19 protein-coding genes are annotated in these 22,272 nt (G+C 68.3%); 10 read left to right on the top strand and 9 right to left on the bottom strand.

Annotated elements, in window-relative coordinates; all coding sequences use genetic code 11:
• Positions 1 to 6 precede the first annotated feature (6 nt).
• From E8A74_RS10140 to E8A74_RS52085, 5 genes are all read left to right on the top strand, one after another.
• Positions 7 to 1,818, top strand: a complete 1,812-nt coding sequence (locus tag E8A74_RS10140; protein WP_136928755.1) for a TolB-like translocation protein — start codon at positions 7 to 9, stop codon at positions 1,816 to 1,818.
• A gap of 69 nt (positions 1,819 to 1,887) precedes the next feature.
• Positions 1,888 to 2,718 (top strand): SDR family oxidoreductase, encoded by an 831-nt coding sequence (locus E8A74_RS10135; protein ID WP_136928754.1) that lies wholly within the window; start codon positions 1,888 to 1,890, stop codon positions 2,716 to 2,718.
• 74 nt (positions 2,719 to 2,792) lie between these two features.
• Positions 2,793 to 3,284: a thiol peroxidase gene (gene tpx / locus E8A74_RS10130; protein ID WP_136928753.1), complete on the top strand. Its 492-nt coding sequence runs from the start codon at positions 2,793 to 2,795 to the stop codon at positions 3,282 to 3,284.
• 220 nt (positions 3,285 to 3,504) lie between these two features.
• Positions 3,505 to 4,893 (top strand): hypothetical protein, encoded by a 1,389-nt coding sequence (locus E8A74_RS10125; protein WP_136928752.1) that lies wholly within the window; start codon positions 3,505 to 3,507, stop codon positions 4,891 to 4,893.
• A 101-nt stretch (positions 4,894 to 4,994) separates the two neighbouring features.
• Entirely contained in the window at positions 4,995 to 5,450 is a 456-nt protein-coding gene (locus tag E8A74_RS52085) for a hypothetical protein (protein ID WP_170229014.1), read from the top strand.
• A 61-nt stretch (positions 5,451 to 5,511) separates the two neighbouring features.
• Here the strand turns inward: E8A74_RS52085 and E8A74_RS10120 are convergent, their stop codons facing one another.
• The 5 genes from E8A74_RS10120 to E8A74_RS10100 are packed head-to-tail and all read right to left on the bottom strand — an operon-like array spanning position 5,512 to position 10,342.
• The gene (locus tag E8A74_RS10120; protein ID WP_136928751.1) at positions 5,512 to 6,318 is read right to left on the bottom strand and encodes a carbohydrate ABC transporter permease; all 807 of its coding nucleotides are present in this window, start codon (positions 6,316 to 6,318) and stop codon (positions 5,512 to 5,514) included.
• Positions 6,315 to 7,193 (bottom strand): carbohydrate ABC transporter permease, encoded by an 879-nt coding sequence (locus E8A74_RS10115; protein WP_136928750.1) that lies wholly within the window; start codon positions 7,191 to 7,193, stop codon positions 6,315 to 6,317. Before E8A74_RS10115 ends, E8A74_RS10120 begins: the two co-directional genes overlap by 4 nt.
• Entirely contained in the window at positions 7,190 to 8,461 is a 1,272-nt protein-coding gene (locus tag E8A74_RS10110) for an ABC transporter substrate-binding protein (RefSeq protein ID WP_136928749.1), read from the bottom strand. Before E8A74_RS10110 ends, E8A74_RS10115 begins: the two co-directional genes overlap by 4 nt.
• Entirely contained in the window at positions 8,458 to 9,543 is a 1,086-nt protein-coding gene (locus E8A74_RS10105) for an ABC transporter ATP-binding protein (protein WP_136928748.1), read from the bottom strand. The genes E8A74_RS10110 and E8A74_RS10105 overlap by 4 nt, the downstream gene beginning before the upstream one ends.
• Positions 9,544 to 9,547: 4 nt before the next feature.
• The gene (locus E8A74_RS10100) at positions 9,548 to 10,342 is read right to left on the bottom strand and encodes an HAD family hydrolase (RefSeq protein WP_136928747.1); all 795 of its coding nucleotides are present in this window, start codon (positions 10,340 to 10,342) and stop codon (positions 9,548 to 9,550) included.
• Between the two features lie 189 nt (positions 10,343 to 10,531).
• On the opposite strand from E8A74_RS10100, the gene E8A74_RS10095 reads away from it, so the two are divergent.
• Entirely contained in the window at positions 10,532 to 10,915 is a 384-nt protein-coding gene (locus E8A74_RS10095; RefSeq protein WP_136928746.1) for a translational machinery protein, read from the top strand.
• A gap of 6 nt (positions 10,916 to 10,921) precedes the next feature.
• On the opposite strand, the gene treS is transcribed toward E8A74_RS10095, so the two are convergent.
• Complete coding sequence (gene treS, locus E8A74_RS55825; protein WP_136928745.1) at positions 10,922 to 14,233, bottom strand: maltose alpha-D-glucosyltransferase; 3,312 nt, start codon at positions 14,231 to 14,233, stop codon at positions 10,922 to 10,924.
• Positions 14,230 to 16,242, bottom strand: coding sequence for an alpha-1,4-glucan--maltose-1-phosphate maltosyltransferase (locus E8A74_RS10085; RefSeq protein ID WP_136928744.1), 2,013 nt, complete (start codon positions 16,240 to 16,242; stop codon positions 14,230 to 14,232). Before E8A74_RS10085 ends, treS begins: the two co-directional genes overlap by 4 nt.
• 104 nt (positions 16,243 to 16,346) lie before the next feature.
• Here E8A74_RS10085 and E8A74_RS10080 point away from each other — a divergent pair, with 104 nt between their 5' ends.
• Positions 16,347 to 17,201, top strand: a complete 855-nt coding sequence (locus E8A74_RS10080; protein ID WP_136928743.1) for a DUF6929 family protein — start codon at positions 16,347 to 16,349, stop codon at positions 17,199 to 17,201.
• Positions 17,202 to 17,216: 15 nt separating this feature from the next.
• Here E8A74_RS10080 and E8A74_RS10075 read toward each other — a convergent pair whose 3' ends face one another.
• The gene (locus E8A74_RS10075) at positions 17,217 to 18,779 is read right to left on the bottom strand and encodes a 4-hydroxyphenylacetate 3-hydroxylase N-terminal domain-containing protein (protein ID WP_211365328.1); all 1,563 of its coding nucleotides are present in this window, start codon (positions 18,777 to 18,779) and stop codon (positions 17,217 to 17,219) included.
• Between the two features lie 144 nt (positions 18,780 to 18,923).
• Here E8A74_RS10075 and E8A74_RS10070 point away from each other — a divergent pair, with 144 nt between their 5' ends.
• Positions 18,924 to 19,640: a hypothetical protein gene (locus E8A74_RS10070; RefSeq protein ID WP_136928742.1), complete on the top strand. Its 717-nt coding sequence runs from the start codon at positions 18,924 to 18,926 to the stop codon at positions 19,638 to 19,640.
• A 7-nt stretch (positions 19,641 to 19,647) separates the two neighbouring features.
• Here E8A74_RS10070 and E8A74_RS52080 read toward each other — a convergent pair whose 3' ends face one another.
• On the bottom strand, positions 19,648 to 20,535 hold the full coding sequence (locus E8A74_RS52080) for an alpha/beta fold hydrolase (protein ID WP_170229013.1): 888 nt from the start codon (positions 20,533 to 20,535) through the stop codon (positions 19,648 to 19,650).
• Between the two features lie 46 nt (positions 20,536 to 20,581).
• On the opposite strand from E8A74_RS52080, the gene E8A74_RS10060 reads away from it, so the two are divergent.
• Together E8A74_RS10060 and E8A74_RS10055 are read left to right on the top strand one after the other, a co-directional pair.
• Complete coding sequence (locus E8A74_RS10060) at positions 20,582 to 21,811, top strand: mechanosensitive ion channel family protein (protein ID WP_170229012.1); 1,230 nt, start codon at positions 20,582 to 20,584, stop codon at positions 21,809 to 21,811.
• Between the two features lie 25 nt (positions 21,812 to 21,836).
• Positions 21,837 to 22,250, top strand: coding sequence for a hypothetical protein (locus E8A74_RS10055; protein WP_136928740.1), 414 nt, complete (start codon positions 21,837 to 21,839; stop codon positions 22,248 to 22,250).
• Positions 22,251 to 22,272 lie beyond the last annotated feature (22 nt).

The following is a 22,272-nucleotide window of genomic DNA, read 5'->3' as shown; positions in this document are numbered from 1 at the left end:
ACGGCCATGACCACTCCCGCCGAGCCTGCCGAGACCGAGACCGAGATCCCGCCGGAGCTCGTCCCCAAGAAGCGCCGCTTCTGGCCCGTCGTCGCCGTGTTCGGCGCGCTCGCGGGCGCAGCCGGCTTCTTCGGCTTGCGCTCGCTCGCCGAGCCCGAGCCGCTGCGGGTCATCGTCGCCGTGGATCTCGACGGGCACTTCTGGGACGGCTCGCGCGCCTCGGCGCGGCTCGTGAACGAGCTTTGCCAGCGCCTCGACGCGATCGGCTTCGAGCCCGTGCGCGCCGGCGACCCCGAGGTCCTCGACGTCCTGCGCGAGGCCGAGAGCCCCGAGGCGGCCGCGAAGAAGCTCCGCGCCGCGTTCATCGTCAAGGCGAAGCTCACGCCCGAGACGATCGAGCATCCGGTCTCCGGCGGGTACTTCGAGGTCCGCGCCGACGCTTCGTTCGAGGTTCGCCACGTCCGCGACGAGGTCGCGCAGAGCGGCCGCCTCGTCGGCTGGGCGGGGGGCAAGCAGAAGGTCGACGCCTTGCGCCGCCTCGCCGACACGCTCGCGCTCCAGGCCTTCGATCAGGTCGTCCCGCACCTGGTCAAGCACCCGGCGCTCCAGAGCATTTTCCAGGGCAACGACATCAAGCTCGCCGATCACGTCGCCAAGGCGAAAAAATACGTCGAGGTCCGCGGCGGTCGCCTCGGCGACGCGCAGCGCACGTACGAGGACCTGGAGAAGCGCCGCAAGGAGTTCGACAGGGGCCCCGCGAAGGTCACCTACCACAGCGTGCTCGGGGCGGACGACGCGCTCGGCGGTTCGGCCGCGCCCGGGTTTCTCGTGAAGACGGCCGACATCACGCCCTTCGTTGCGCCGCGCACGATGAACCTCTCGTGGATCACGGGGCTCGAAACGCTCGAATGGCGAAAGCCCGGCGGCGAACGGAAGCTGCTCTGGAGCGGGTATCACCTCTTCAGTTATCCGGCGGCCGCGCCGGACGGCGGGCGCGTGGTGTTCGCGGAAGATTTGTTCGGCTGGGCGAAGACGCTCACCGTGGTCGAGCCCGACGGCAAGGCGCGGCGCCTGCGGATCGACGAGGATCACCGATTCTCGTCGCCCGAGGTCGCGCCGGGCGGCAAGGCGACCGCGCTTTATGATCGTCCCTGCCGCGATTGCCCGGGCAACCTGCTCGTCGTCTCGCTCGACGATGGCAAGACGCTCTACGAGCGCGCGCCCGAGGGCGGCTTTTTCTCGGGTTTCGCCTGGCTCGACCCGAACCGGCTCGCGTTCCTGCACATGCCGGGGTTGCAGGAGAATGCGCCCGCGCCGAGCGAGGAGGCGTCGGGCGAGGCCGCGTTCAAGCCTCTGCACCAGACGTTGTACGTCGCCGACCTCGGGGCCTCGCCGCCGGCCGTGACGCGGCTCTACGAGGTGGACCCCCACGACCGCTTTTCGGCGCTCGAAGCGAGCCGCGACGGCAAAAAGCTCGTCATGGAGACCCTGGGCCTTTCGATGTTCGACATGGAGGCGGGCAAGCTCCTGCGCTTCGACATCGGGTCGGTGGAGAACCCGAGTTTTTCGCCCGACGGCAAGCTCGTGACGTTCACCCGGCACGGGGACGTGTTCCTGTTCGACGTGGAGCAAAAACACGTCCGTCGGTTCACGCAGAACCCCTGGAAGGAGCGATATCCGCTTTTCTCCGAGGACGGATCGCGCATCTACTTCGAGTCCACGAGCGACGACCCGAACTACGAGCGCCGCACGATGTCGCTCATCGGTTCCGTCGCGGTCAAGGACGCCGGGCCGCCGGAGCCCGCGAACGCGCCTTGACGGTCTGATTCCCCCTCCTTACCCCCTTCTTCCTTTTTGCTCCCGCGTGCGGGAGAGGTAAACGGCATCATGTCCCAGCAGCGGATCGTCCTCGTCACCGGCGCGACCGACGGAATCGGGCGCCAGACCGCGCTCGAGCTCCTTCGGCGCGGCGCCCGCGTCCTCGTGCACGGGCGGACCACGGCCAAGACGAACGCGGTCTGCGAAGCGCTCGCGCGGGAGAGCCATTCGAACGACCTCGTGCCCGTCGCCGCGGATCTCTCGTCGATGTCCTCCGTCCGCGCGCTCGCCGCAGAGGTCGCGGGCCGCGTGGAGCGGCTCGACGTGCTGCTGAACAATGCCGGCGTCTTCATGCACGAGCGGAAGCTCACGGAGGACGGATTCGAGATGACGTTCGCCGTCAATCACCTCGCGCCGTTCCTGCTCACGCACCTCTTGCTCCCCAAGCTCCGCGCGAGCGACGGCGGCCGCATCGTCACCGTGAGCTCGATCGCCCACAACCGCGGGCAGATCGAATTCGGCGATCTCACGTCCGAGCGATATTTTCACGGGTATACGGCGTATGCCACGTCGAAGCTCGCGAACGTGCTTTTCGCGTATGAAATGGGAAGGCGGCTCGCCGGGACGCGCATCACCTCGAACGCGCTGCATCCGGGGGTGATCGGCACGAAGCTCTTGCGCAGCGGCTTCGGCATGGGCGGGGGCACGGTCGCGCAGGGGGCCGCGACGTCCGTGCGGCTCGCGATCGACCCTGCGCTCGCCGAGGTCACCTGCAAATACTTCTCCGACGAGCACGAGGAGGCCTCGTCGAAAGCGTCGCACGATCGCGTGCTCCAGCGCCGGCTCTACGAAGTCAGCACGAAGCTCGTGGGCGTCGAGGGTCTGCCGGACGTCACGTAGGGTCACGTTCGCCCCTTGTGGCGTTCGCCCTTGTGTGTACACTCCGCGCCAAACCAAACAGGGAGACGATCCACATGGCGACGATCACGCTGAAGGGCAATCCGATTCACACGTCCGGCGAGCTGCCGAAGCAGGGCAGCGCGGCGCCCGATTTCCAGCTCCTCCGGGGCGACCTCGCCCGGGCCTCGCTCGCGACGTTCTCGGGCAAGAAGATCCTCAATATCTTCCCGAGCATCGACACGCCCGTTTGCGCCATCTCGGTCCGCAAGTTCAACGAGCTCGCGTCCAAGAAGGGCGTGACCGTGCTGAACATCTCCGAGGACCTGCCCTTCGCGCAGAAGCGCTTCTGCGGCGCCGAGGGCCTCGCCAACGTCGAGACGCTCTCCGCGTTCCGCTCCTCGTTCGGCAAGGATTACGGCCTGGAGATCACCGACGGCCCCCTCGCCGGCCTCGCGGCGCGCGCCGTGCTCGTCCTCGACGGCGACAACAAGGTCCTGCACGCCGAGCTCGTCCCCGAGATCGCGCAGGAGCCGAACTACGACGCCGCGCTCGCCGCCATCGGCTGATCTCCGCCGCCTCGCCCCCCTTTCGCCTTCCCTGCGAAAAAGATTACACATTTCCAGAAGTTGACGCCGCTTCCAGGCGCCTCGACAATCTGGCGCATTGCGTCGTGCTCACGCCTGCTTGGAAGGCGCCGGCCCGGCGCTCCACGGGAGATGGCGTATGAGGAAGCTTGCGCTTGCGGTGGTTCTCGGTTCGGGTCTCGCTTCCGTGGGGGGATGCACGGTGTCGCAGTACGAGCCTCCGCCTCCGCCGGGGCTGGGCGATGGCTGCACGGCGGAGGTGGCCTGCAAGGGGACGCCGGTCGCGGTCGAGCACGGGGTCGTCACCGCGAAGGACGATGCCTTCCATGCTGTCGCGGCCTCGAACGACGGCGTGGTATTCATGGGCGGCTTCGGGTCGGGGACGACGGAGGCCGACGGCGTGCCGAAAGAGGGCAACGTCCTGCTCACCCGGCGCGGCCCTGATGGGGCGATCTCGGATTGGTCCGGCAAGTTCGTGCCGGGGAAGGAAGGCACGCTCGTCACTGTCGCGAGCCTCGCGGTCGCGCCGGCCGGGGAGGTCGCGGTGGCCGGGTATTTCAATGGCACGCTCCAGATCGGGATCGAGTCGTACGCCTCGCAGGCGAACTCGCGGGACGCGTTTCTGGCCGTGTTCGATGCGCAGGGCGCGCTCGTGTACCTCAAGGCCTTCGGGGACCAGGCCTACCAGGTGGCGCACGCCGTCGCGTTCGATCCGGCGGGCAACGTGTACCTCGGCGGCTCGTTCGCAGGGACGGTGGATTTCGGCGACAAGGCAGCCCTCGAGGCGTCAGGGACGGGCGACGGGTTTTTGGTGTCCTACGATCGCACCGGCAAGCTCCGCTGGAGGGTGCCGGTGCGCGGCGCCGGATTCCAGGCGGTCTACGCGCTCGCCATCACGGACGACGGCGATGTCGTCGCGGCGGGTCTCATGGATGGGGAGAGCTCCCTCGGGCCGCTCGAAGGAGAGCTCACCGAGTGGAAAGACATGTTTCTCGCGCGCTTCGACGCGGCGTCGGGAGATGTGACGTGGGCGCAGAGGATGGGCGGGTCGGGCGACCAGATCGTCGACGCGATCGACATCTCCCCGAAGACCGGTGAAATCGCGCTCGTCGGCAATTTCCGCGGCGGGAAGATGGACCTCCTCGGCAAGCAATACACGAACGACGACATGCACGTATGGGACATGTTCGCCGCGTTTTATTCGCCGACGGACGGCGCGCTCCTCCGGAGCGCGGCGTTTCAAGGACCCGGGATCCAAGCCGGCACCGGCGTCGCGTTCGATCCGGCCGGGGATGTCGTGATCGGCTGCCTGTTCTCGCAGCAGCTCCAGCTTGGCATCAAGCTCCTCGCAACGGAGAGCGGGCTCGACGCGGACGCCTGCGCCTTCAAGCTGCGGGGCGGGACCCTCGACGTGGTCTGGGGCCACGACTTTGGCGACGCCTGGGCGCAGGGGATCACCGCCGTCGACGTCTCCCCCAAGACGGGCCGTCCGCTCCTCGTCGGCGGCTTCCAGAGCAAGCTCGTGGGTATCCTGGACGAGCCTGAGAGCGCCGGCGGGTTCGACGCGTTTTTCCTCGAACTTTCGCCCTGACCGGGCCGCGATCGCCTCGTCCCGAAAAAAAGTTGGTCACATCGAGGCCCGACCTCGCCACATGGCGAGCGCGCTAAGCTTGCGCTCGGAGGGAGGAACCGATGGTGAATGTGTGGAAGGTCTCGACGCTCGTGCTCGCGGGAGCGCTCGTGGTCGTCGTCGGCAGGGGCGCGGTGCAGGAGTCGGCCGCGTGTGACGCGGAGCTCCCCTCGGCCGAGCAGGTGACGCGGCTCAAGCTCGCGCGGGGCCTCGCGTTCCTCGATCGCGCCGAGCAAGAGGTCGAGCAAGCGACAGCGGCCCGGCCGCGGGAGCGCGCGAATGCGCTCGCGCAGATCGCCAAGGCCAAGGCGTCGATCGAGCTTGCCCTCAGTCCGGCCGTCGAGCCCCAGCCCCTCCCCAAGCCCCAGCCCCAGCCTCTCCCCAAGCCCAAGGTGCGCATCCCGCGCAAGCCGGTGAGCGAGACGCCGGCCACGCAGGCGGCGACCACGACGGTGCAGCCGCGCGGCAATCCGTTCCTGGTTTCCACGCGCAAGGACCCGCTCGGCGGCCGCGACTGAGCGCGCGGCCGCGAATCTTCACCCCTCCCGCAAAACCGATCGGCGGAAAACCCGTAGCCCTTCAGCCCACGCGCGCCGTCACCGCCCGCAGGATCTGCTTCTGCACCGCCGCGAAGAGCGCGAGCACGGGCAAGCTCAAAATCACGTTCCCCGCCATCACGATATGCCAGCGCACGCCCGTGCCTTGCTCGCGGAGCAAGGCCACCGCGAGGGGCAAGGTGCGCACGTCGTCGTCGGTGGTCATGACGAGCGGCCAGAAATAATCGTTGTAATGGAACACGAAGCTGAAGAGGAAGAGCGACGCGAGCGTCGGCCGTAACATCGGGGCAAGCAGGCCGTAGACGATCCGAAGCTCGCTCGCGCCGTCGAGCCGCGCCGCCTCGATCATCTCGTCGGGCACGGAGAGCAGCGCTTGCCGCACGAGGAACGTCCCGAGCGCGCTCACGCCGAACGGCAAGACGAGCGCCGCGAACGTGTTCACGAGGCCGAGCGGGCCGAGCATCGAGAAGACCGGGACGAATGTCACCTGCGCTGGAATGAGCAGGCACGCGAGCACGAGGGCAAACGCCACCTTCTTGCCGACGAAATGCAACTTGGCGAGCGCGTATCCCGCGGGCAAGGCGAGCAGGATCTGGAGGAGCGCGATGGCCACGGCCATGACTGTCGTGTTGAGGAAATACCGACCGACGGGGATCGCCGTGAGGACCTCGCGGTAGGCGTCGAACTGGATCGATTTCGGGAGGGGCCACGCGGGCGCCGCCACGATTTCCGGCAAGGTCCGGAGCGAGGTCAGCACCATCCACGCATACGGCCCGACCCAGAGCAGGGCCACGACGACGAGCAGGATGCGCGAAAAGGCGAGCTTCATGCGCGCCTCGCGCCGGTGCGGCCGAGCCGCCAGGAGCCGAGCTGCAAGGCCGTGAGCCCGAGCAGGAGCACGAAAAACGCGACGGTCATCGCGCTCGCCCGCCCGACGCGCAGGTTCACGAAGACGTGCTCGTAAATCGCGTAGACGAAGACCGTCGTCGATTTCACGGGTCCGCCCTGCGTCATCACGCGGACCACGTCGAAGGCCTGGAACGAGAGGATCAAGCTGGTCGTCCCGACGAACGAGGCGCTCGGGCGCAACATGGGCCAGGTGACGTGAAGGAACCGCGAAATGGGCCCGGCCCCGTCGAGCGCCGCGGCTTCGTGCAAGGAGCGCGGGATGTCCTGCAGGCCCGCCAGGAAAATCACCATCGAATACCCCGTGATTTTCCAGACGCTCACGGCCGCGAGCGTGTAGAGCGCGACCGCGGGATCCCCGAGCCAGTTCTTGGGGACGATGCCGATGGAGCGGCAAAGCGTGGAGAGCAGCCCGCCGTCCGCGTCGAGGATCCACATCCACAAGAGGGCCACGGCGACCCACGAGACAACGTACGCGCTGAAGACCGCGCCCCGCACGAAGGCATACAGCTTTCCGGGGCGATCGAGCGCGAGCGCGAGGCCGAGGCCGAGGCCGAGCGAGGTCACCACGACCACGACGCTGTAGGAGAGCGTCCGCCCGATCGTGCCCCAAAGCTCGCCGCTCGCGAGGAGCTGTCCGTAGTTCGCCGTGCCCACCCATTCGGGAGGCGTGAGCATGTCCCAGCGATAAAAGCTGTTCTTGAAGACGAGCGCGAGCGGCCAGAAAAAGAAGAGGCCGAGCACGAGCGCCGTCGGGGCGAGGAAGAGATAAGGATCGAGCGGGCGCTTCGGCTTCATGGCTCCCCCGCCGCGCGGCGCGCCTCGTCGAGCGTCGCCCGCGCGTCCCTCCTGACGAGGACGGCCTCTTCGAGCCGCGGCTGCACCGCCTCGCGCTGGATGCGGAACAAGGACGGCGCCCACGGCCACGCGAACGCGTCCTTCAATTGATCGAGCGCGACCCGGTCGTTCGGGTGCTCGCGGTAATACCCGCTCGCTTCGAGTTCGGCGAGCCCCTTTTGCGAGACGGGCAAATACCCCGTCCGCGTGGCCCATTCGTTCGCTTGCCGCGGCTCCATCATCCATTGCAGGAAGGCGCGGGCCGCGGGGCGCTCGTGCTCCGAGGAGGCGGTCGGCACGACGAACATCGTGCCGCCCGTGGGCACGCTCCGGCGTACGTCCCCCGGCAGCGGCGCGGCGCCGACCGGGAATTTGGCGTTCGTTTCGAGGTACTTGAGGAACGCGGTCGAGGTCCAGATCATCGCCACGCGGCCCGCGAGGAAATCGGTGTTCGTGGCTTGCCAGGCATTGTAATCGCGTCCGGGCGGCGGCTTCATCGTGCGCTCCTCGTGCACGAGCCGCTGCCAGAATTCGAGCGCGCGCACCCCGGCCTCGCCGCCGAGCGAGGGCGTCCCGTCGTCCTCCACGACAGTCCCGCCCGCTTGGCCCACGAGCGCGACCCAGAACCACCAATCGATGGGGCAAGTGAATCCATGGCGGGTCACGGTCCCGTCCTTGGCACGGACGGTCGCCGCGCGGGCCACGGATTCGAGCTCTTTCCAGGTGGTCGGCGGGCGCAGGCCGAGCGCGTCGAAGATCGCGCGGTTGTAATACGCAATCGGCGTCGATCGATTGAAAGGCGCGCAGACGATCGGCCGCTCGCCGCCCCGCACGAAACACCCGGTTTGCCCGAGGGCGGCGACGACGTCCCCGGTCACCGGGTGGGTCTCGTCGATCGGCAGGAGCGCACCAGCCTGCGCGAGGTACGGCACGACTTCGCCGACCACGTGCGTGAGCGCCGGCGCCGCGCGCGCCGCGATTGCCGTCCGGAGCTTCGCCAGGGCCTCGAAATAGTCACCCTGGTAAATGGCCTTGATGCGATACGTGGATTGCTCGGCGTTAAACCGATTCACCAGCGAGAGCAGCACCTCGCGGTTGGTCCCGCCGTACGCGAACCACAACGACGCCTCGCCGTCCTTGCCGCCGCGCGCGCAGCCGGCCCCCGCGAGGGCGGCGAACGACGAGGCGAGCGTGATCAGCGCGTCCCTGCGCCCGAGGCGCGCGCTCATCCTCGCGCCTCCGCGAGCCTTCGGCCCGTCTTGGCATCAAAAAACAGGCAATGGCGCAGCTCGACCGCGGCCACGAGCGCGTCGCCCGGCGCGAAGGACCCCCAGCCCGGCATGCGCGCCGCGATCCTCGTCCCCGCCGCGTCGAGGTACAGATACGTCTCGGCGCCGAGGGGCTCGGCGTGCACGACCTTCGCGGTGATCGAAATGTCGTCGGGGCGTGGTTTGTCACGCTCGATCGATACGTGCTCCGGCCGGATCCCCACGACGACGCGGTTTGGCAGCCCGAGCGTGACCGGCACCGAAAAAAGGAGGCTCGGCGCCTCGATCGTCCCGGCGTGGTACGTCGCCTCGATGCGATTGATGGCCGGCGTCCCGAGGAACGAGGCCACGAAGACATTGGCCGGCGCCTCGTAAATCTCCTTGGGCGTCCCCACCTGCTGGAGCACGCCGCTCTTCATCACGGCGATACGATCGCCGATCGTCATCGCCTCGACCTGATCGTGGGTGACGTAAATGCTCGTGACGCCGAGCCTGCGCACGAGCGAAGCGAGCTCGACGCGCAACTCCGCCCGGAGCGCGGCGTCGAGGTTCGAGAGCGGCTCGTCGAACAAAAAGACCCGCGGCGAACGCACGATCGCCCGCCCCATCGCGACCCGTTGCCGCTCTCCGCCCGAGAGCTCGCCGGGCCGCCGATCGAGCAGCTTCGACAAACCGAGTATCTCCGCCGCCTCCCCGACCTTTTTGTCCTGCTCGGCACGCGGCATGCCGCGCATTTTGAGGGGGAATGCCAAGATCTCGCGCACCTTCATGTGCGGATACAGGGCATACCCCTGAAACACCATGGCGACGTCCCGATCCTGCGGCGCGACATGCGTGACGTCGCGCCCGTCGATCCGGATTGTCCCGGCGTCGGGCGTGTCGAGCCCCGAGACGAGGCGCAGTGTCGTCGATTTGCCGCACCCCGAGGGGCCGACGAGGACGAGCATTTCGCCGTCACGCACGTCGAGGTCGAGTTTGTCGAGGGCGGGGATTTCGGTGCCGGGGTGCTTTCGGACGAGTCCGCGGAGCTCGATCGTCGCCATGGGCTCAGGTCCCAACGACGACGAGGCTCGGCATCTCGGCCGCGCGCGCGAGCAATCCCGCCTTCGGCCGCACCCCGACCGGCACGTGCGACGAAGCGAGCATGGGCACGTCGTAATTCGAATCCCCGAACGCGCCGAGCAGCGTCGCGCCCGGGCACGCCTCGCGTAGCGCGAGGGGCTTGTGGTCCCCATAGACAGGCCGCCCGGCGAGCTCGGCCGCAATGCGCCCGTCCTGGATACGAGGCGTCATCGCGACGACACGATTCGCCGGGATTCCGAGGAGCGCGACGCCAACCTCGACGATCCAGCGCGGCGAAGCCGAGACCACCCACACGGGCACCTTTTCCGCCTCGGCCCAGGCGAGGACGGGCGAAAGAAATCGGTGCAGCCGCGCTTCGAGCCCGCGCGACGCGACGACACGCGCGGCAAACTCCGCCACCTCACCCAGGGAAAACCCCGCGAAGACCCAGGCCATCATGGCGAAGGCGCGCACTTCTTCATACGTGCCTTCCGCGAGCGCTTGGTAGAGGCCTTGCGCGATGTCGAGCGTGCGGCTGTCAGCCTTCACGCCGGCCGCGCGGGCTTCGACGATGAGCGCCTCGCGCGCCTCTTCGCGCACCGCCGACTCGGCGATCAGCGTCTCGAAGAGGTCGTTGCCGACGTCGCCGCTCCAGAGCGTCCCGTCGGCGTCGAACGCGAGGACCAGGTCCTCCTCGCGCGGGAGCGCCGCGCGCGCGGCCACGAGGCGCCGAACGACGCCCTCGGGGGTCTCTTGCATCGGGGTTCGACCTTCCTGCACGGTCTCCCCCTACCACATCCGCGGCGCGGCGGGCCATCCAGCCAGCAGGCAAACACGTCCGTCGCAGGCCTTGCGCCGCCACGCACGCCTTGCGTTTCGTGACGACGCGATCTGTCGCGTTTCGCGTTCTCCGGAGCGATTTTCTGTGGATCTGGCCCGCGGCACGTCCGTTGCGATGGCAGCTTTGCCATGACCACCCGACATGCCGTCGTTTGGCTCGATCACAATGAGGCCCACATTTTCCACCTCACGCCCGAGAGTTATGCCGGGGAGGTGATCAGGTCACCCCACGCGCATTCGAAGCTGCACCGCAAGGCGGGCCCGAAGGCCTCGTCGGGGCACGCGAACGAGGACCCGCATTATTATCACGATGTCGCGATGCTCCTCGCCGGCACCGAGGAGATCCTCGTGGTCGGGCCCGCGAACGCGAAAGACGCGTTCGTCCGGCACCTGGAGAACCACCACCACGACCTGAAATCGAGGATCGTCGCGGTGGAGACCCTCGATCACCCGACCGACAAGCAGATCGTCGCCCACGCGCGCGCGTACTTCAAGCGCGAGGGGACGCTGTAGGGTGGCTCAGCCCTCGAGCATGCGCGCGAGGCCGCGGAGCGGGATGGTGAGCCAATCGGGACGATTGTCGAGCTCGTAACCGATCTCGTAAATGCATTTTTCGAGCACGTAGAAATCGAGGAGCAGGTCGATGTCGGGGTCGTGTTTCGGGAGAAACTCGCTCCCCGCGGCCGCGCCGAGGTAACCGGCGAGGTAGACGGCCTCGGCCCAGGCGACCCAGGCATAGGTCCAGGGTTCGAGCACGGGCACGTCCTCGGGACGCGCGCGGCCGGAGGCGAGGGCGGAGGCCGCCGCATAATCGAAGGAGCGGAGCATGCCGGCCACGTCCCGGAGCGGGGTGCGGCGGTAGCGGCGCGTCGCGAGCGGGCGCATGGGTTCGCCCTCGAAATCGATGAAGACGAAATCGTCGCCGGTGAAGAGGACCTGGCCGAGGTGGAAGTCGCCGTGGCAACGGATCCGCGTGGCGTCGACCTTGCGCGCGCCGATCGCCTTGAACCGCCGGTCGACCTCGTCCTCGCGTCGCACGATCTCTCGCGCGAGCTCTGCCGCGCCCTCGGGCAAGGCGCGCGCCCGCCGGCGAAGCGCGTCGAAGGTGCGCGCGAGCATCGTGTGCGCGCCCTGATAAAGGGATTGCTGGTGCAAGGTGGAATAGGGCTCGCGGCCGAACGTGCCATCGGTCGTGTCGGCCGCGAGCGCCGCGTGGAGCTCGGCCGTCCTCTGGCCGAGTTTGGTCAGCCAAACCACCTGCGCGCCGAGCAGGTCGTGCGCGAGGGGCGGCGTCGCGCCGCGCGCGCGCTCGGTGAACGTGCCCCGCGGCAGGGGCGGCACGGCGCCCGAGCGCGCGGCTTCATCGGCGAGGACCCTCTCGAAGAAGAGGTCGATGGATTCGAGCGCGAGCTGGAACGCATTCCCCCGGCTCGGCACCCATTGCTGGACCATCCCGAGCACCGTGCGATCACGCCCGGTCACCTGGTATTCGATGGCGCCCCCGAGCCGCGGGACGTTGGGGTAGCCTTGCGCGTCGAGGAACGCCTGGACCTCGAACTCGGGATTGATTCCCTCCTCGACCTGGCGGAAGAGCTTGAGCATCACGGATTCGCCATACACGAGGATGCTGTTCGATTGCTCGGCCGAGAGGAGCCGGCCGCGCTCGGTGGCCTCCTCGGGCACGTTTTGCAGGGAGGGATGCGGGACGAACCGGATCTCGCCGCGCGCCCCGGAAAACCTCGCGCCCTGGCGCACGAACCGAAGGAGCGCATTCGCGAGATCGGGGTCGACGAGCGCGTCGACGAGCGTGCCTTCGATGACCTCGGTGTGCCCATTGCTCACGTGCAACCGAACGGCCGCGATGACGGCGTGGGCCGCGCTGGTTTCGAGCTCTCGCGCGCGCTCGCCCGTCACGAAGGCGATGGGCAGGACGTAGGTCTCCGGAGGCCCGGAGGCGAAATCGACGCGGACGAAGAGGAGCCACGCGAGCGGGGCGCTGGGATCGCCGAGAGGAATGGCGTCCAGGATCGTGGCGCTCGAACGCGCGCGGCCTTTGCTGCGGAAATACCGCCGCGTCGCGAGGTCATTGCAGAGGACACGTTCGAGCGCGCGCCGCCCCTCGGGCCGCTTCACGAGGCTCTCGATGGATTGCTCGGCGAGCAGGACCGGGAGCCTTTCGCGCGCTGCGATCGTGAGAGGCGCGGTGCGCTCGAGGCCGAACCAGAAGAAATCGTGTGGCCCGAGCGAGAGCGGGTATTTGCCTTCGACCTCGGGGAAGCGGGTCCGGCCGAAGAGCTCCGTGGGCACCATGCCGCGGAAGCGCGAGAGGTCGAGCTCGACGAACTGGCCATACCGCGAGAGGTTCGCGACGACGAGCACGTGCTCGTCCCGGTGGGAGCGGATGAACGCGAGGACGCGGTGGTTGTCGGGCTGGAGGAACTCGATCGTGCCGCGGCCGAAGACCTCGTATTGCTTGCGCAGGCCGATGAGGCGCTTCATCCACCAGAGCAAGGACTGCGGGTTCGCCTGCTGGGCCTCGACGTTGACGGCCTCGTAATGGAACTCGGGGTCGACGATGACGGGCAGGTAGAGCCGCTGCGGGTTGCAGCGGGAAAACCCCGCATTGCGGTCGGAGCTCCATTGCATGGGCGTGCGGACGCCGTCGCGGTCACCGAGGAAGATGTTGTCGCCCATGCCGATCTCGTCGCCGTAATAGAGGACGGGCGTGCCCGGCAGCGAGAAGAGGAGCGCGTTCATGAGCTCGATGCGGCGGCGCGTGCGCATGAGCGGGGCGAGGCGGCGGCGGATGCCGAGGTTGATGCGCGCGTTGCGCTCCTCGGCGTAGACCTTGACCATGTAATCACGGTCCTCGTCGGTGACCATTTCGAGCGTGAGCTCGTCGTGGTTCCGGAGGAACGTCGCCCACTGGCAGGACTCGGGGATCGACGGGGTCTGGCGGAGGATGTTGACGATGGGAAAGCTGTCTTCGAGCTCGACCGCCATGAACATGCGCGGCATGAGCGGGAAATGGAAGTTCATGTGGCACTCGTCGCCGGCGCCGAAATACGCGGCGGCGTCGGTGGGCCACTGGTTCGCCTCGGCGAGGAGCATGCGGCCCTCGTGGCGAGAATCGACGTGGGCGCGGAGTTTTCTCAGGAACGCGTGTGTCTCGGCGAGGTTCTCGCAGTTCGTCCCCTCGCGCTCGTAGAGGTACGGCACCGCGTCGAGGCGCATGCCGTCGACGCCCATGTCGAACCAGTGATCGACGACCTTGAGCAGCGCCTCGTGGACGGCGGGGTTGTCGAAGTTGAGGTCGGGCTGGTGGGCATAAAATCGGTGCCAGTAATAGGCCCGCGCGACCGGATCCCAGGCCCAGTTCGAGCTCTCGAAATCCTGGAAGATGATGCGCGCCTCCTCGAAGCGGTTCGGCGCGTCGCTCCACACGTAGAAATCACGGTACGGGTCGCCGGGCGGGGCGCGGCGCGCGCGCTGGAACCAGGCGTGCTCGCTCGACGTGTGATTGAGGACGAGCTCGGTGATGACGTGGATGTCCCGGTCGTGGGCCTCGCGGAGCAGGCGGGCGAAGTCCTCGCGCGTGCCGTAGCTCTCGCTGACGCCCGTGTAATCGGCGATGTCGTAGCCGCCGTCCCGGAGCGGCGAGGGATAGAACGGCAGGAGCCAGATGGCCGTGACGCCGAGGTCCTGGAGATAATCGAGCTTGTACGTGAGCCCCGGGAGATCCCCGATCCCGTCGCCGTTCTGATCGTTGAACGCGCGGACGTGCAGCTCGTAGACGACGGCGTCCTTGTACCAGAGGGGATCGCGTTTCATAGGAAATACTCGTAATCGGTCTCCCTGCGGGCGAGCCTCCGCGCATGGAAGACACAGGCGGGCGAGGTCCGCGGATCGAGCTCGACCCAGTTTCGCTTTCCTCGGAACGTATAACGCGCGCCGCTCAGGAGGTCATGGACCTCGAAGCCCCGGCCCGCGTCCGTGAGGCCCGGCAGATCGAGCTCGACCCACGCGCCGTGCTGGTGATACGAATCGAGGTTGACGACGACGATCAGCGTATCGTCCCCGTGCGTCTTGCCATAGGCGAGGACGAGGTCGCTGTCCGTCTGGAAAAATTGGAGATTGTCGTTGCGCGCCAGCGCAGGGTGCTCCATCCGGATGCGGTTGATGCGCGTGATCATGGGGCGCAGGCTGTCCGGGCGGCGGAGGTCCCAGCGGCGGAGTTCGTATTTCTCGCTGTTCGCATATTCCTCGGCGCCCTCGCGCGGGGGATTGTGCTCCATGAGCTCGAACGCCGGGCCATACATGCCGTACGAGCTCGACAGCGTGGCGGCGAGGACGAGGCGGATGAGGAATGCCGCGGGCTCGCCGTTCTGGAGGTGCTCGGGCAGGATGTCGGGCGTGTTCGGCCAGAAGTTCGGGCGGTAAAACTCGGCGACCTCGGTCTTCGTGAGGTCGTGCATGTAGGACGTGATCTCGTCCTTGGAGACACGCCAGGTGAAATAGGTGTACGACTGGGTGAAGCCGCGTTTGGCGAGGCCATGCATGAGCGCGGGGCGCGTGAATGCCTCGGAGAGGAAAATGACCTCGGGGTGGTCGCGCTTGATCGAGCGGATGACCCACTCCCAGAACGGCAGGGGCTTCGTGTGCGGGTTGTCGACGCGGAAGAAGCGGACGCCGCGGGCGATCCAGAACCGGAAAATGCCTTCGAGCGATCGCCAGAGTTCGGGCCACTCTTCGGCCTCGAAATCGAAGGGGTGGATGTCCTGGTACTTCTTGGGAGGATTCTCGGCATGCCGGGCGGTGCCGTCGGCGCGGCGCGGGAACCACCCCGGATGCTCCTGGACCCAGGGGTGATCCGGCGAGGCCTGCAAGGCGATGTCGAGCGCGACGTCGATGCCGAGGCGCGCTGCGGCCTGGAAAAAGCGATCAAAATCGTCGAGGGTACCGAGCGAGGGGTGCACCGCGGTATGGCCGCCCTCGGGCGCGCCGATGGCCCAGGGGCTGCCGACGTCGCCCCGCTGCGCGACGAGGGTGTTGTTTTTTCCTTTGCGGTTCGTCTGGCCAATCGGATGGATCGGCGGGAGGTACAGGACGTCGAAGCCCATTTCGGCGACGTACGGCAGGCGCGCCTCGGCGTCGGCGAAGGTGCCGTGGCGACCCTCGGGGCCGAAGGAGCGGGGAAAAAGCTCGTACCAGGTGGAGAAGCGGGCCTTTTCGGGGTCGACGACGACTTCGAGGATGCCCGGGTATCGCGTGGCGAGGCGGCGGTCGGGGTGCCGCGCGGCGGCCACGCACAGGCCGCTGTCGAGCACGAGCGTGATTCGTTCGGTGAGCGGAATCGTGTCGTCGCGCAGGCGCGCAGCCACGGCCGCGAAGGAGAGGGCGTCGTCGCCGGTCGCATCCTTGGCGGCCTGTTCGAGCAGAGTCGCGCCGTCGAGGATGTCGACGGAGACGTCCTGCGCCGCCTCGACGCGTTTCTTGAGGTCGCGGCGGAACGTGCCGAACCGATCGATCAAGGCCTCGATGGTGTATTGCCAGAGGCCGATCGTGTCGGGCGAAAACGATGCGACGAATCGATCGGGCTCCGCGGTGGCTTCGAGCTTGGCCGAGAGCCAGGGCGGATCGGGATCCCCGATGGACGGCGCGGGGCGATAGAGGAGCGAGCAGGCGAGCAGGTCGTGCCCGTCGGCGTACACGAGGGCCGAGACGTCGATGCGATCGCCGAGGATTCGCTTGATCGGGAAGCGCCCGCCGTCGATCTCGGGACGGACGCGCTCGATCTGCACACGCCGGCGGCCTTCTTCAGGGAGCTTGTCGAGATCCACCGAGGCGCTTCGATGCGCCGCAGGCGAGGGGAGTTGTCCGAGCGGGCGGGCCCGGGAAGAGAAAGGTTGTCGTCCGGCCGAGGTCCAGGGTAAGAGCGGACGTCGTGATCAAAGCCTCCCTGGATCCCCATTTGCGCGCCCGCATCCTCACGTCCCGGCCCCTGCCCGGGGTGCGAGCGGGATCGGCGCTGGTTTGGCACGACCAACGATTGCTCGTGATCCAGGACGACGCCTTCTCCGTGGTGTGGGTCGATCCGGCGTCGGGGGTGATGTCGCGCGTGAGGCTCGAAGGGAGCGGGGACGAGCTGCCGAAATCCAAAAAACCGGATTTCGAGGCTGCGTTCGTGGGGCCGGGGCGGGTCGTGACCGTGCTCGGGTCGGGCTCCGCGGCTGTGCGTCGGCACAAGGCGTCGGTGGATCTCGATTCGGGCCGCGTGCAGGTCACGGACCTCGGGCCGCTCTTCGACGCCGTCGAGGCGCGGATCGGCGTCCGGCCGAACATCGAGGGCGCGTTGCTGGCGGGCGAGGTCTTGCGCCTCTTTCATCGCGGCGCGGGGCCCGGGGCGAGCGCGACCGTGGATGTGGCCGGGAGCGTGCTCCAAGGCCACGCGGTGGAGATTTTCGGGCACACGTCGTACGACCTCGGATTCGCGGAGGGCGTGCCGCTGCATTTCACGGACGCGTCGGCGTTCGGCGGGCGGACGCTTTACCTCGCCGTCGCCGAGGGGACGCCGAACGCAATCGACGACGGACCGGTCGTGGGCGCCGCCGTTGGGTTTGTCACGGGCGAGCAGGCGCGTTATGCCATGCTCGAAGAACCCTCGGGGGAGGGCTCGTGCCGCAAGGTCGAGGGGATCACGTTCGATCCGGAGCGAAAGACGATCTGGGCCGTCACCGATCCCGACGATCCCGAGCGGCCTGCGGAGCTTTGCGCGATCGCGCTGGAAGGGTTTTTCTGAGGCGAGGCCGCGGCTTCACCACGACGACGGCCGCCTCCGCGAGGAGACGACCGGGACGAGCTCGTTCGGCGTGAAGAGATCCTTGGTGCGCCAACCTTGGAGGTCGTACTCGTCGAGGCAGCGGCCCGCGAAGGCCTTGCAGCGCTCGGCGAGGCCACTCGTGGTGGCCGCGGAGAGCACGTCGATGCGCATGTCGTCGGCGCTCTCCAGGCGGTCGCCCGAGGCGAAATGGCTGTCGATCTGGCCGCCGAGCGCGTCCCAGAGCAGCTTCGTGAGCTTGACCCGATCGAGCGCGGTGTAGCCATTCTCGCCACGCACGAAGCGCTCGAGGTACGCCCGCGTCTCGGGGTTCATGAAGTCGCTCGCGTTCGCGGAGAGGAAGACCTGGCCGGTGCCCACCGCCCGCTCGATGACGTCGCGCAGCCGCGGATAAGCGAGGGTCGAAAAGATGCGGAAGGACAAACCATGTTCGGGGTTCGGGAGCAAGGCGCCGTTCGCCCAGGGCGCCGGGACCCGCGCCTGCGCCTCGGTCAGGCCCCAGAACAGATTGCGGTAGGAGAGGACTTCGCCGAGCGCGGCGCGTACCTCCGGCGAGCCGCCCGTGCCCGCCGCCTCGACGGAGCGCAAAAGCAGGCCCGCGAGGAATTCGAGCTTGATGCTGAGGCGCGTGCACTCCTGGAAGCTCGCGCGCGCGGCGAAGGAGGCGCGCTGGATGGCCGCGGCTCGGCCGCCTTCGTCGCGATACAGAAATACGTTTTCCCAGGGGACGAGGACCTCGTCGAACGAAAGGACGGCGTCGTCCTCTTCGAGGCGGCTCGTCAGCGGGTGGTCGAAGGGGCTGCCGTGGAGCTTCGTGTTCGTGGTGGCGCTCGCGCGGCATTGCAGCTTCACGCCGCGGCTGCCCATGGGCACGACGAACGAGAGGGGGATCTCCTCGTCGCCCACGATCCCCGGATGCACGACGAAGCTCCCATGGGAGAGCGCCGCGACCGAAGGGACGGGCGTCGCGCCATTGAGGACGATCCCCGCGTCGGTCTCGCGCTCGACGTAGAGAGGCGCCGGGGCCGCGGCATTCGGCGGGTGCGTGCGTCGTTCGAGCATCGCGTGATGGAAAAAGAGGGCCTGCGTGCTCGCATTGCGATACCAGGTCCGCGCGTTGTCGGCGAAGCGGCCATAGACCTCGGGCGCGGCGCCGAGCGTCGCGACGAGGCTCGCGCCTTCCTCCGGGCTTTGCCCCATCCAGCCGTACGTGATGCGCGCCCATTCTGCGATGGCGTCGCGCGTCGCCACGAGATCGTCGATGCTCCGCGGGACGCAGAAGAAGCGGTGCGTCCGGGCGCCCGAGCCGAGGGCCGTCTCGGCCGTGAGCGCGCTTTGCCGCGCGGGATCGTGCAGGGCGTCGTAGAGGCGCGCGAGCATCCGCGTGGCGTTGCGGAAGACCGGGTGGTTTGGCAGGTCGGTGACGCGCTCGCCGCGGATCCAGACGTCACGCCCGTCGCGCAGGCTCTCGAGGTACTCCGCGCCGGTGAGCGGGCGCATGCGAGGGGCCGCGGTGCCATTCGTGCGAGGGGCGCTCATGACGTCGTCTCCTGGGCAGCCCGGTAGTCTAGCCCGGTCTGCCCGTTCTACCGCAGATTTCGCCGAGAATATCCCGCAGCGTCGCGAAAGGACCGCGCTTTTTTTGGCGCCCCCGGCTGTCCGGTGCAACATCGCGGGCGCCCCATGCGGAGCTCGCTCGTCCGAACGGTCGCCCTCGCCTGCGCGCTCGCCCTCGGCGCAGGCTGCTCGCGCGAGGTCGCGGAGCTCGACGCGTCCTTCCTTCTGCCGCCCCTCTCCACGGCCGAACCACGCGCCGCGCTCGCCCTCGACTGCGACGATCTGCCCAACCTGTCGCCCGAAGAAGCCGCCCGTCCGCCGTTATCGCCGCCGCGCCTCGAAAAGTCGACACCACGGGGAAAACCGCCGGCCTGGAATGCCGTCGCGGACGTGACGCTGCCGGATCCGGTCGCGGACAAGGTCGACGCGATCGACGAGGCGTACTTCCGGCGGACGGGAAAACACGTCACGGTCACGAGCGGGACGCGGGACGCGGCGCGGCAGGCCAAGGCCATGTACAAGATGCTGCGCGTCGGCGGGGATCCGCTCCGGCTCTACCGGAACAAGGAGGCCGCGCGCGAGATCACGCAGGCCTACGAGAAAGCACGCGCGGCGCGGAAGGAGCCGGACGACGTCGTGGCCGCGATGTACGAGGTGCTCAAATCGCAGATCGCCCGCGGCGTGTACATTTCGGCGCACCTCCGCGCGGGGGCCGTGGACGTGCGAAGCCGCGACATGTCGTCGTCCGACAAGAAGGCATTCGTCGCGGCCGTGAACGACGCGAAAGGCGTGACCCTGCTCGAAGAGTCGGCGCCGCCGCACTGGCATTTGCAGGTCGATTGAAGGCGCGTCAGGCGAGCGCGGCCGCCCATTGCGCGATTTCGCGCCAGACGGGAAGCGAGCGCGCGTCGGTCACGAGCCCCATGTGATCCGGCGCGCGGCCTTCGTGCTCGGCGTGCGTCACGACGCGCAGCCTCTTCTCCGCGCTGCCGATGCGGGAGAAGAAACGCGTGACGGAGGCGGGGTGCGCGAGGAGTTTGTCGCCCTCGCTCGCCACGGCGAGGACCGGGCAGGCGACGCGGGTGAGCGCCTCCGCATAATCGTACCGATCGTCGATGCTGCCGTAGCGATCGGAGGACCACACCTTCCAGAACTGGCGGATGTACGGCAAGGCGACGGCGTCCGTGCCGATGCGTAATGGTTTGGGGTCAAAATAGCCGACGGCCTCCGCCGCGGCGAGCCAGGTCCGGAGCGTGGCCGCCTTCGCGGCGCGCCGCGCGGCGCTCGGTTCGTCCGAAGGGAACCAGAAGTTCCCGGCGATCGAGGCGATCGCGTCGGGGGCCTTGTCCGGAAAAACGCCGGCCGACACGAGCGCTGCGTGTGCGCCGAGGCTGTGGCCGACGACGATCACGCGCTTGTCCGGGAACAGGGAGCGGGTGAGGCCGACGAGCGCGGGGACGTCGAAGAGGACGCAATCGTCGTACGTGTACCGCGCGCCTTCCCGCGCGGAGGGGCCGCTCTCGCCGTGGCCGCGCAGGTCCATGGAGACGACCGAGAGCCCGGCCGCGGCGAGGGTCGCGGCGAGGCCCGCGCCGCGTGGTTTGTCCATGCTCCTGCGGCTCGCCATCATCGCGTGCAGGAGCAGCGCCACCGCGGGCCGCGCGCCTTCGGCGAGGACCTCGCCGCGCAGGTGCCAGCCGTCGTCGGTCCGGGCGGAGACAGGCCCGATTGCGATCATGGAGACGAGGCTACCACGCGCCGCATCCTTCGCTACAGTGCGCGCCATGCTGGACGAACTGCCGATCCCCCTGTTCGCCGCGCAGCCCGGCGTGACGCCGGGATGGGTGATCCGCAACCTCCCCACCTGGGCGTACACGAAGTCGGTGTACGGCGTGGCCATGTGGCAGTGGGTCGCGCTGCCGCTCGCGTTCGTGCTCTCGATGCTCATCGGCGCCCTCGTGTCCGCGCTGTTCGTGCGCCTCACGATGCCGATCGCCCGGCGCACGGCGACGAAGTGGGACGACGAGCTGCTCGTCGCGCTCCGCGGGCCCGCGACGCTCTTCTTCGGGACGACAGCGTTCTGGTCCGTGGAGCCGGCGATCGCGCTGCGCCGCGCGGCGAGCGACGTGGTGGGCCGCGGCGTCGACGCGTTGCTCGTCGCGAGCCTGCTCTGGGGCCTTTTCGGCCTGCTCGACGTGCTCGCCCACCGCGTGGGGGCGCGGATCGCGAAGGCGGGCGACACGAAGGATCGCGGCGGCGCGCTCTCGCTCGTGGCGATCTCGACGAAGGCCGCGAAGGTCCTGCTCGTGGTTTTCGGGTTCATCGTGGTGCTCGGGCAGCTCGGGCTCCAGGTGACGGGGATCATCGCGGGCCTCGGGATCGGCGGCATCGCCGTCGCGCTCGCGAGCCAGAAGACGCTGGAGAACCTGTTCGGCTCGTTCACGATCGGCGTGGACCGGCCGCTGCACATCGGCGATTACGTGAAGGTCGACGATCTCGTGGGGACCGTGGAGCAGATTGGCCTGCGCTCGACGCGGATCCGGACGCTCGACCGGACGCTCGTGACGATGCCGAACGGGCGGCTGTCGGACATGCGGATCGAGAACTACAGCGCCCGCGACCGGCTGCGTCTGCACGTGAAGATGGGCCTCGTGTATTCGACGCGCCCCGCCGTCGTGCGGCGGATCGTGGAGGAGATGCGCGGTTATCTCGCCGAGCGGCCGGGCATCTACCCCGACGCGATCAACGTGAACCTGATCGGCTTGGGCGAGTCGGCGCTGACGATCGAGGTGATGGTCTGGTTCGACTCCTCCGAGTGGACGGAGTTTCTTACGTGGCGGGAGGAGATCCTGCTCGGGTTGATGGAAATCGTCGAGAAAAACGGCTCGGCGTTTGCGTTTCCGACGCAGACGGTCCACGTGGCGTCGTATCCGTCCCCTCCGCAGCCGCGCCCGGCCGAAAAGGAGGCCCAAGCGGTGAGGCTTTACAGCGCGACCGATCTGAAGGATACGTGACAAAAGTCCGAGACGAGGAGGCCCCGTGGCAAGCTGGCGAGACGAGCTCATCGAGGCAGCGAAGACCAAAGCGGAGCGCGACGCCGAGGAGCAGGAACGGCATCGAAAGCGCGTCCAAGAGGCGCTCCACACGGCCGAGGCCGCGCTCTCGCTGGGCGCCGAGGCGCTGCGCTTCACCCGCGACCGGCTGCGCGACAAGGGGCAAGTGCCCACGTTCGGCGAGCAGGCGGACGACTACAAGCTGAAGCTCGGCGATTTCAGCCTGCGCGTGGAGCTCGCCCGGGACGCGGCCGTCGTGCGCGTGACGTTCGGCGACGGCAAGCCGCGCGAGTTCGACTTCGCCAAGGATCGGCACATCGCGCCCGCCGACGTCGAGGAGTACATCGGCCGCCGCGCCGTCGAGCTCGTACGCACGGCCCAGAAGTCATCCCCCTGGTGATCACCTGGGGGCATAGCTCGGA

This window comes from Polyangium fumosum, assembly GCF_005144585.1.
GTDB lineage: Bacteria > Myxococcota_A > Polyangia > Polyangiales > Polyangiaceae > Polyangium > Polyangium fumosum.
This window is presented reverse-complemented; position numbering and strand designations above follow the sequence as displayed.